Source organism: Brevundimonas sp. DW-iso22, assembly GCF_058725425.1.
On sequence record NZ_JBZXEB010000004.1, the window covers coordinates 467,898 to 478,969 of the forward strand.

Here is an 11,072-nt window from a genome sequence, read left to right on the forward strand (position 1 = left end):
CCTTCTCACCTTGCGGGAGAAGGGGAGTTTAAGCCCGCTTAACCGCCGCCTGTGCCGCTTCTTCCCGCGGCAGCACATGCCGGAAGTGCGTGACCGCCACCGGCCAGGTCTCCAGCAGCCTCCGCGCCAGGGGTGAGCCCGTCTCCTTGGCATGACGACTGACCAGGGCTTGCAGCCGCGACGCCGCCTCGCCCATCACCACGCCCGGCACGACCGAGGCGGTGTTGAAGCGGATGTGGGCGGTGCCTTCGGGATCGTGGACGAAGGCCTCGCCGCCGCTCATGCCCGCGCCGAAATTCCAGCCCGTGGTGCCCAGAATGACGACCGCGCCGCCGGTCATATATTCGCAGCCGTGGGCCCCGCAGCCTTCGACCACCGCCGTGACGCCGGAGTTGCGCACCGCAAAGCGTTCGCCTGCCGCACCGGCCGCCAATAGCGTGCCGGACGTCGCGCCATACAGGCAGGTGTTGCCGATCAGGGCCTGACCGGCGGCCCAAGCCGAGGGGCGCACGATGATCTCGGCCCCCGACAGGCCCTTGCCGACATAGTCGTTGGCCTCTCCGTCCAGGACGATGCGCAGGCCCTTCATGCCGAAGGCCGCCAGCGATTGCCCCGCCGCGCCGCGCAGGTTCAGCGTCAGATGACCGTCGGGCAGGTCCGAGCCATAGCGGCGTACGATGTGCGAGGACATGCGCGTGCCGATCGCCCGCTGGGTATTGGCCACCGCATAGGTCAGCGACATCTTCTCACGCCGCTCCAGGAAGGGCGTGGCATCGCGCACGATCCGGGCGTCGAGCGCATCGGGCACCGCGTTGAACGGAGCCTCCGCCGAGCGCACATCACCCTCGCCCACCCGCACCAGCAGGGGGTTCAGATCCAGATCATCCAGTTGGGCCCCGCCGCGCGAGACCTGGCGCAGCAGGTCGGTGCGGCCCACCGCCTCGTCCAGTGACCGCAGACCGAGCGAGGCCAGGATTTCGCGCGTCTCCTCGGCGATGAAGGTGAACAGGTTCACCACCTTGTCCGCCGTGCCGGTGAACATGGCGCGCAGCCGCTCGTCCTGAACGCAGACCCCCACCGGACAGGTATTGGAATGACACTGGCGCACCATCAGGCAGCCGACGGCGATAAGACTGGCGGTGCCGATGCCGTATTCCTCGGCCCCCAGCATGGCGGCGATGACGACGTCGCGACCGGTCTTGATGCCGCCGTCCGTTCGCAACCGAACATGGCCGCGCAGGCCGTTCAGGCTGAGCACCTGATGCGCCTCCGACAGGCCCATCTCCCACGGCATGCCCGCGTGCTTGATTGATCCCAGCGCCGAGGCCCCCGTGCCGCCGTTGTGGCCCGCGACCAGGATGATATCGGCCTTGGCCTTGGCGACGCCTGCCGCCACCGCCCCGATGCCGGACGAGGCGACCAGCTTGACCGTCACCCGGGCATCCGGATTGATCTGCTTCAGGTCGTAGATCAGCTGGGCCAGGTCCTCGATCGAATAGATGTCGTGGTGCGGTGGCGGGCTGATCAAACCGATGCCGGGCGTGGCATGGCGCATGCGGGCGATGAACTCGGTCACCTTGAAGCCGGGCAGCTGGCCGCCCTCGCCGGGCTTGGCCCCCTGTGCGACCTTGATCTCGATCTCGCGGCACTGGTTCAGATATTCGGCCGTGACGCCGAACCGGCCCGAGGCGATCTGCTTGACCGCCGAGTTGGGATTGTCGCCGTTCGGACGCGGCTGATACCGCTCCGGATCCTCGCCGCCCTCGCCCGAGACGGAGCGGGCACCGATGCGGTTCATGGCGATATTCAGCGTCTCGTGCGCCTCGGGGCTGAGGGCCCCCAGCGACATGCCGGGCGTGACGAACCGCTTGCGTATCTCGTTGACGCTCTCGATCTCGTCCAGCGGGATCGGCACGGCCTCGCGGAAATCCAGCAGGTCACGCAGGGCCGTGGACGGGATCTCCCGCTGACGGCGGGAATAGGCCTTGTAGCGTTTGTAGTCGTTGCGGGTCGTCGCGTCCTGAAGCCGGTGGATCGTCTCGGCGTCCCAGGCGTGGGTCTCTTCGCCCGCACGGATGCGGTGCGAGCCCCCGATGCGCAGGCCCGGGCGCGCGACCGAAAACCCCTTGCCCGCGCGGTTGACGGCCCGGGTTTCGATTCCCGCCAGGCCCACGCCGGAGATGCGCGAGGTCATGCCCGGGAAGAACTCCGCGACCAGCGCCCGCGACAGACCCAGGGCCTCGAACTCCAGTGCGCCGCGATAGGCGGAGATGACGGAGATGCCCTTCTTGGCCAGGATCTTCATCAGCCCGGCCTCGACCGCAGCCCGATGATTCAGGCAGGCGTCGCGCAGCGACAGGCCGGGATAGCGACCGCTCTCCAGCCGTTCCAGGAAGCTCTCCTGCGCCAACCAGGCGTTGACGGCGGTGGCCCCGCAGCCGACCAGGACGGCAAAGGCATGGGCGTCGATCGCCTCGGCCGAGCGCACCACCAAGGAGATAAAGCTGCGCAGGCCCTCGTCCACCAGTCGGCCATGCACGGCCGAGGTGGCCAGGATCATGGGGATCAGCGGACGATCCTCGCCTGCCCGCTCGTCGGTCAGGACGATCAGACCCGCCCCGCCCCGTGCGGCGGCAACGGCCTCGTCGCGGATGCGATCCAGCGCGGCCTTCAGCGCCTCGCCCCGGGTCGCGCCGACGTCGGGGGCCGGGAAGGTGCAGTCGATGACCGTGGTCGCACCCGCGCCCACGACGCCCAGCATCCGCTCGTACATGCCGGTCGTCAGGACGGGACTGTCCAGCACGAAGACCCGCGTCTGGGTTTCGTCCTGGGCCAGGATGTTGCCCAGGTTCTTGAACCGGGTCCGCAGGGACATGGCCCCGGCTTCACGCAGACTGTCGATCGGCGGATTGGTGACCTGGGCGAAGGCCTGGCGGAAATAGTGGGCGAAGGGCCGGTCCTGACGCGACAACACGGCGGGCGGGGCGTCGTCGCCCATCGACGCCACCGCCTCCTTGCCCTCGGCGGCCATGGGGTCCAGCAGGGCGTCGATGTCCTCCTGGGTCCAGCCGACGGCGGCCTGGAACCGGGTCAGGTCTTCGCCGGACAGACGGCGCGGCTCCTCGCCGGGGCCGACCAGCGGCTCCAGCTGGACCATGTTGGACAGCCATTCGCGGTAGGGGTGCTCGGCCGCCAGCCGGTCGATGGTCTGGGTCTCGTCGTAGAGAACGCCCGCCTCCAGATCGACGCAGATCATCCGCCCGCCGCCGATGTGCAGGCGACGCGCGATGCGGTCCTCGGCCACGCCGGTCATGCCCGCCTCCGACCCGCAGATCAGCAGGCCGTCGACGGTTTCGGCCACGCGCAGGGGGCGCAGGCCGTTGCGATCCTTTCCCGCCACGACCCAGCGACCGTCGGTGGCACAGATGGCGGCGGGGCCATCCCACGGCTCCATCACGGCATTGCAATAGGCATAGAGGGCGCGGTGATCGTCGGAGATGACACCGTCGATCGGAGCCTCCGGGATCAGCAAGGCCTTGACCATGGGTGCGGGCCGACCGGCACGGACCAGGACTTCGAAGACATTGTCCAGCGCGGCGGAGTCCGACCCACCGGCCTGGATCACGGGTTTGACGGCGGCGTCATCGGCCCCGAAGGCCTCGGCCGTCATTCGGATTTCGTGGCTGCGCATCCAGTTCGCATTGCCACGCAGGGTGTTGATCTCGCCGTTGTGGGCCAGCATGCGGAACGGCTGGGCCAGACGCCACTCAGGGAAGGTGTTGGTCGAGTATCGCTGATGGAACAGGGCGACATTGGCCTCGACCCGCGCATCGTTCAGATCGGGATAGAAGTCGGCCAGGGCCTCGGCCAGCATCATCCCCTTGTAGATGACCGACCGGGCCGACAGGGAGCAGATGTAGAAATGCTGCAGGTTGGCCGCGGTCGCCCGCGCCTCGATCCGGCGGCGCAGCAGATACAGCGCCCGCTCCAGCGCCTCGCCCTCCAGCCCGTCGGGCGCAGACAGCATGATCTGCTCGATCTCGGGCCGGGTGGCGGCGGCGCGCTGGCCCAGCACCTCGACGCGGGTCGGCACCTGACGCCAGCCATAGAGCCAGAACCCTGCGGCCAGAACCTCGCGCTCGACGATGGTGCGGGCAACCTCCTGTGCCCCTTGATCCAGACGCGGCAGGAAGACCATGCCGACGGCCAGAGGGCCGGGACGCGGCTCATGGCCTGCATCGCGGACCTGGGCATCGAAGAAGGCGCGGGGCAGGCCGATCAATATGCCCGCGCCGTCGCCGGACTTGCCGTCGGCGTCGACCGCACCCCGGTGCCAGATGGCCTTCAGTGACTTGAGCGCCAGATCGACGACCTCGCGGCGGGGGGCACCGTCGATGGCGGCGACCAGGCCGACGCCGCAGGCATCGCGCTCCGAGCCTGGATCATAGGCATGGGCGTCAATCAGCCGTTGCCGGTCGGCCTGATACTGGATGGGGTCGAAGGTCATGCGGCCACCCTCTGGCGGCTGGTCAACCAGGCATCGATCTCGGTCGCCGCATCCTGACCGTCACGCACAGCCCAGACGACCAGCGAGGCCCCGCGCACGATGTCGCCAGCGGCGAAGACGCCCTCCAGCGTGGTCGCCTTGGTGTGGCCGGCCGTGCGGATGGTGTTCCAGTCGGTCAGGGCCAGATCAGGCTCTGCGAACAGGCCAGGGATGTCTTCGGGTTCGAAGCCCAGGGCCTCGATCACCAGATCGGCGGCGACGTCGAACTCGCCGCCCGGCACCGGCTCGACCGACCAGCGGCCGTCGGCGGCCTGGGCTGCCAAGGCCATGCGCTGAACCCGCACGCCGGTCACGCCCGAGGCACCGCCCAGCACGGCGCGGGGCGAGGCCAGCCATTCGAAGACGACGCCTTCTTCCTCGGCATTGGCGACCTCGCGGGCGCTGCCGGGCATATTGTCCCGGTCGCGGCGGTAAAGGCAGGTGACGGAGGTCGCGCCCTGACGCACGGCCGTGCGCACGCAGTCCATGGCGGTGTCGCCGCCGCCGATCACGACGACGCGGCGACCCGACGCATTCAGCGTCCCGTCCTCGAACGCTGCGACCTGATCGCCCAGCCCCGTGCGGTTGGAGGTGATCAGATAGTCCAGAGCCGCCACCACGCCGTCAGAGCCACAGCCCGGCGCGGTCAGCCGCCGCGCCTGATAGACGCCGGTCGCGATCAGGACGGCATCATGGGCGGCGCGCACCTCGGCAAAGGGCATGGCCCTCTCACCCGCGCCACCGACATCGACGCCCAGCCGGATCTCGACGCCGCTGTCGACCAGCCGGTCCAGACGCCGCTGAACGACATCCTTTTCCAGCTTGAAGCCGGGGATGCCGTACATAAGCAGGCCTCCCGCCCGATCATGCCGATCGTAGAGCGTCACCGCATAGCCTGCCGAACGCAGTCGATCCGCCGCCGCCATGCCCGCAGGCCCCGCGCCCACGATCCCGACCGACAGGCCGTTTTCGGCGACCGGGCGGATGGGGGTGACCCAGCCATTCTGGAACGCCATGTCGCCCAGCCAGCGTTCGACCGAACCGATGGTGACCGTCTCCCAGCCCGACTGTTCCAGGGTACAGGCCCCTTCGCACAGCCGGTCCTGCGGACAGATACGGCCGCAGATTTCCGGCATGGTCGAGGTCGCCTCGGACTGACGCCAGGCTTCTTCCGCACGGCCTTCGGCGGCCAGTTTCAGCCAGTCGGGGATATTGTTCTCCAGCGGACAACCGGATTGGCAGAAGGGCACACCGCACTGGGCGCAGCGGCTGGACTGCTCGCCGCCTGCAGGCACGCTGAAGTCCGCATAGATCTCATCGAAGCCGCGCACGCGATCGGACGCGGCCGCCTTGGCGGGCCCGACACGGGGGGTGATGACAAATCTCTGGTTCACGGACGCCAACGCACGTCTTCCTTTTCGCTGCTGCACACAGGTCTATGGGGCGAGGGCGGCGGTGGCAAGTTGTGCCTTTTGCCTTCAAGTCGAACCGCTAACGGCGCACAAAAAAACCGGCACGGCGCCAGTAGAAGCAACACCGTGCCGGTTGTCATGCTGCGAGGCCGAACAGGCCTCCGCTCAGAAACTGTATTTCAGCGCGCCCACAATCCGGGCATCCGACAACGGACCGTCGACGTCCGTGTTGAAGTAGCGGACATCCAGACCGAGCCCTTCGACAAAGGTGTAGGTCACACCCGCGTTCCAGGTGGTGTAGTCGTCGTTGATGTCCAGAGCCTGATAACCCACTGCGGCAGAAGCGGACAACTTGTCTGCAACGGCCCAAGCGATGTTCCCCTCTAAATAGGTGGCCTCCTCATCCAGGCCGAAGAAGTCCGGCGAATAGAAGACCACCGCCCCCGCCGTCACTGGCCCGATGGCCCGCGATGCGGCCGCCTTGAACTCCACATAGTCATAGTCGGCTCCGCCCGGCGCATTGACGTAGAAATAGCCGACCACGCCAAAGTCCAGCGAATAGCCCGCCGCCTCGGTGCGGAAGCCGCCGTAGACGTCGATCTCCGCATCGGTGTCGTCGCCGAAGTCGACATTCGACGCCCACGCCCCGGCGTAGAAGGACCCGACCGTCAGGTCGACGCCACCCTGTAGGGCGGGGTCTTCATTGGTCTGACTGAAGCCGCGGAAGACGTAGTCGCTGAAGACACCGACGTTGAAGGCGACGTCCGCATCCTGGGCCGAGGCGGCCGAGGCGGTGAACATAGCGGCCATGGCGGCCGCACAGGCGAAGGCACGTTTCATCTTCTTATCCCCTTGTTTTCGATGATGTCAGTCGAACGCCTACTGGGTGCCGGGCGCGAGGGGAGAGCCCCGCGCCCGGCCAATCGTCTCGCCTCAATGCGCCTCCAGCGCCTCGCCATGCAGATGGGTATCCAGCCCCTCCTCCTCCTGCGCTTCGGTGACGCGCAGGCCGGTGGTGAACTTGCAGATCAGCAGGATGACGAAGGTGCCCGCCGCGCTGTAGGCGATGGTCCACAGCAGGCCGACCAGCTGGGTCCAGACATTGGCCCCTTCCGACAGGCTGTTGATCGTGGTGGTCGCGAACACGCCGGTCAGCAGCGCCCCGACCAGACCGCCCGCGCCATGCAGGCCGAAGGCGTCCAGGCTGTCGTCGTACTTCAACAGCTTCTTGATCCAGATCGAGGCGGCGTAGCAGGCCGGACCCGCGATCAGGCCAATGATCACCGCGCCCTTGGGATCGACGAAACCGGCGGCGGGCGTGATGGCGACCAGACCGGCCACGACGCCAGACAGCATGCCGATCAGCGAGACCTTCTTCTTCTCGATAACCTCGATCAGCTTCCACGACAGGGCGGCAGCCGCAGCAGCCAGGATGGTGTTGAGCAGAGCCACGGCCATCAGGCCGTTGGCGGCCCCGGCCGAGCCCGCATTGAAACCGATCCAGCCGACCAGCAGCAGCGAGGCCCCGATCATGGTCAGGACAGGGTTGTGCGGATTGATCGGGTCGATGCCATAGCCCTTGCGGCGACCCAGGAAGAGGGCACAGACGAGGCCCGCGACGCCCGAGTTGACGTGCACTACCGCGCCCCCTGCGAAGTCCAGCACGCCCGCCGAGCCCAGGAAGCCTCCACCCCAGACCCAGTGGGCGATCGGGGCATAGACGAACAGCGACCACAGGCCGGTGAACAGCAGCAGAGCGCTGTATTTGAACCGCTCCGCGAACGCCCCGGTGATCAGGGCCGGGGTGATGATGGCGAACGTCAGCTGGAACGAGATGAACAGGAACTCCGGAATGCCCGGCAGCAGGCTGTGCGCCGTCTCCAGCGTCACACCGTTCAGGAACAGCGACTCAAGGCCGCCCACGACGGTGTTCATCGACTCGGTCGGCGCTGTGCCGAAGGCGATGGAATAGCCCGCGATGAACCAGGCCAGGGTCACCACGGCGAAGACGCCGACCGACTGGGTAATGGTGGCGATGACGTTCTTGCGGCGCACCATGCCGCCATAGAAGAGCGCCAGGCCCGGCAGGGTCATCAGCAGGACCAGCGCCGTGGACGTCCCCAGCCAGGCCGTGCCCGCCGCGTCCAGATCCAGAGCGGCCTGGTGCCCCAAAAGAACAGGGGCCGCCGCAGCAGGCGCTGCGGCGGCCCCACTGGCCAGTACGGTCGTCAGAAGGCCGAGCGCCCAGAGCGCCCCTTTGCCTGCGGTATCCCCTTGAAGTCGTGTCATCATTCCTAACCCCCTTGGCTGCGACGGCATGCGATCTCGCATTTGCGAAATGTTTACCGCATCTGCGAAATACGCAAGTGGGCGGACGAAGGTTTGTGAAACTTTCTTGCGTTTCGCGGCTTGCCATTATGCCACGGCGCAATGTTCGTCTCTGATTTAAGACGAGCTTGACACGTTCGACCCCAAAGGCCCTTTCGCAGCGCAACAGGATTCTGCCTGAAAATTCCGCCTTGACGGCCTCGCCCGTCACATGCAGCCTAAAGCCACTCATCAAGACCGGCGGAGGGATAGGCCCTTTGATGCCGGGGCAACCTTCCACGGTCCACCCGACCCTGGAGATGGTGCCAACTCCTGCGAGGCCCCTCGAAAGGCCGCGAGAGATGAGTGAAGGGAATGGCTCTCCGTTGGAGGACCGTCGTCTTCACGGGTCTGTCACCACAGGATTTGGCCGCCCCGCCCGTACTCGATGATCGAGAACGGAGCGGACCTGTGTCGTCCCACACCTGGCCCATCGAGGAAGCCCCCGGACGGGACGTCACCGCACCCATTCCGGCCGACTTCCGCCTGGCCTCGGGCGAGACGCTGGCGGCGAGCGAAGTCATCGGACGGCTGCATGGTCCGGTCGAAGGCCCACTGGTGGTGGTCATCGGTGGGATTTCCAGCGGGCGTTTTGTCGGCCAGTGGTGGTCCTGGGCCGTGCGTCCCGGCGGCCCCATCGACCTGAACCGCGTCCGCGTCCTGGCCGTCGACCTGCTGCCGGGCCGGACCGATCCGGGCGTCACCATCACGACCCACGATCAGGCGCGGCTGCTGCTTCTTTTGCTGGACGCCATCGGAGAGGTCCAGATCGAGGCCTTTGTAGGCGCGTCATACGGCGGCTGCGTGGGTCTGGCCCTGGCCGAAACGCAGCCCGACCTTATCGGCCATCTGGTGGTAATTTCAGCCACCCATCGCGCCCATCCCGCCGCCACGGCCTGGCGCGGGGTGCAGCGCCGCCTGCTGGCCTTTGCCCGCGACGCCGGACGTGAGGCCGAAGGCATCGCCCTGGCCCGCGAACTGGCCATGACCACCTATCGCACGGCCGAGGAGTTCGACCTGCGCTTTGCCGCCACCCCGCCCGAGCAGGCCGGTGGCCTCTACCCCGTCTGCGACTACCTGACGTCTCGCGGCAACGGCTATGACGCGGTGACCAGCGCCGCCCGCTGGATCAGCCTGTCAGATTCGCTGGATCGCCATGCGGTCGTGCCCGAGGCGATCCAGTGCCCCCTGACCGTGGTCGGCTTCACCTCCGACCGGCTGGTCCCGATCCAGGACAGCCGCGGTCTGGCCGCCCGCGCACCGCGCCTGACCCGCCTGGTGGAGGCCGGATCGATCTTCGGCCACGACGCCTTCCTCAAGGAGCGTGAGGTCGTCAGTCGTGCCCTGCACGACGCCCTCGCCCCGCTTTACACCGCGACCCCCGAAGCCTTTACGCCTGACAGAGAGTTTGCAGCATGACCGCCCCCATCAATGCCCATCCCTGTACCACCGCCGCCCGTCACGGCGTGAACAGCGACCCGGCGCACGGTGCGGTGATGCCGCCGCTGTATCTGTCGTCCAACTACAGTTTCGACGGCCTGGAGGGTAAGCGGAAGTACGACTACACCCGCTCGGGCAATCCCACGCGCGATGTCCTGGGCGAGACCCTGGCCAAGCTGGAGGGCGGCTGCGGCGCGGTGGTCACGGCGACCGGCATGGCGGCGGTCGATCTGGCGCTGTTCTCCCTGGAGCCCGGCGACCTGCTGATCGCGCCGCACGATCTGTATGGGGGCACACATCGTCTGCTGTGCGCCCGCGCCAAGCGCGGCCACTTCGATGTGCAGTTCGTCGATCAGAACGACCGTCAGGCGCTGGATGCGGCCTTCGCCTTGCACCCCAAACTGATTTTGATCGAGACGCCCTCCAACCCCCTGATGCGGATCGTGGACGTGGCCGACATCTGTGCGCGCGCCCGCGCCGTGGGCTGCAAGTCGGCGGTGGACAACACCTTCCTGTCGCCCGCCCTGCAACAGCCGCTGGCCCTGGGCGCGGACCTGGTGATCCACTCAACCACCAAATACATCAACGGCCACTCCGACGTCGTCGGCGGCTGCGTCGTGGCGAAATCCGAGGAGGACCTGCAGCAACTGACCTGGTGGGCCAACTGCCTGGGCGTTACGGGCTCTCCGTTCGACGCCTATCTGACCCTGAGGGGCGTGCGCACCCTGTTCGCCCGCATCGAGCGCCAACAGGCGACGGCGGGGCGCGTGGCGGAGTGGCTGGAGGCGCACCCAGCGGTGAAGGCCGTCCATTATCCGGGGCTGAAGAGCCATCCTGGACATGCCATTGCGGCGAAACAGCAGGCGGGGTTCGGGGCCATGCTCAGCTTCGAGCTGCAAGACATCGAAGCCGTGCGCGCCCTGGTCGACGGGCTGGAGATATTCACCCTGGCCGAGTCGCTTGGAGGGGTCGAAAGTCTGATCGCCCACCCGGCCCTGATGACCCATGCGGCCATGACGCCGGAAGCGCGCAAGATTGCCGGCATCACAGACGGCTTGCTGCGGCTGTCCGTGGGGCTGGAGCACCCTGAGGATTTGCTAGTCGACCTGGAACGCGGTCTTGCGATTGTCCGGATATCTAACTCGCCCTACGCCGCATCTGCAGCCGCTTAAGGCAAACGGCAATCCATCTACAACGACCATGCAATATATACCCCGCCGCCAGATTGTTCTGACGGCGGGGTTCTGTCTGGATCACCCCCACAGGTCCGGGTCGGTGGTGGGGTTGTGGAAGATACGGGCTTCCAG

6 protein-coding genes and 1 riboswitch are annotated in these 11,072 nt (G+C 67.3%); of the genes, 2 read left to right on the plus strand and 4 right to left on the minus strand.

What is annotated here, in order from left to right:
* Positions 1–28 precede the first annotated feature (28 nt).
* From gltB to AC4PRM_RS08650, 4 genes are all read right to left on the minus strand, one after another.
* Positions 29–4,507, minus strand: coding sequence for a glutamate synthase large subunit (gltB, locus tag AC4PRM_RS08635; RefSeq protein ID WP_492039531.1), 4,479 nt, complete (start codon positions 4,505–4,507; stop codon positions 29–31).
* A complete protein-coding gene (locus AC4PRM_RS08640) occupies positions 4,504–5,949 on the minus strand; it encodes an NAD(P)-dependent oxidoreductase (RefSeq protein WP_492039532.1) in 1,446 nt (481 codons plus the stop codon). Before AC4PRM_RS08640 ends, gltB begins: the two co-directional genes overlap by 4 nt.
* Positions 5,950–6,123: 174 nt before the next feature.
* Positions 6,124–6,798 (minus strand): TorF family putative porin, encoded by a 675-nt coding sequence (locus AC4PRM_RS08645; protein WP_492039533.1) that lies wholly within the window; start codon positions 6,796–6,798, stop codon positions 6,124–6,126.
* Positions 6,799–6,891: 93 nt separating this feature from the next.
* The gene (locus AC4PRM_RS08650; protein WP_492039549.1) at positions 6,892–8,247 is read right to left on the minus strand and encodes an ammonium transporter; all 1,356 of its coding nucleotides are present in this window, start codon (positions 8,245–8,247) and stop codon (positions 6,892–6,894) included.
* 264 nt (positions 8,248–8,511) lie between these two features.
* Positions 8,512–8,634: riboswitch (SAM riboswitch) on the plus strand.
* A gap of 102 nt (positions 8,635–8,736) precedes the next feature.
* On the opposite strand from AC4PRM_RS08650, the gene metX reads away from it, so the two are divergent.
* Both metX and metB read left to right on the plus strand, forming a co-directional pair.
* Positions 8,737–9,744 carry a homoserine O-succinyltransferase MetX gene (gene metX, locus AC4PRM_RS08655; protein ID WP_492039534.1) on the plus strand — a complete coding sequence of 336 codons (1,008 nt, stop codon included), beginning with the start codon at positions 8,737–8,739 and terminating at the stop codon, positions 9,742–9,744.
* Positions 9,741–10,937, plus strand: coding sequence for a cystathionine gamma-synthase (metB, locus tag AC4PRM_RS08660; protein ID WP_492039535.1), 1,197 nt, complete (start codon positions 9,741–9,743; stop codon positions 10,935–10,937). The genes metX and metB overlap by 4 nt, the downstream gene beginning before the upstream one ends.
* Positions 10,938–11,072: the final 135 nt, after the last annotated feature.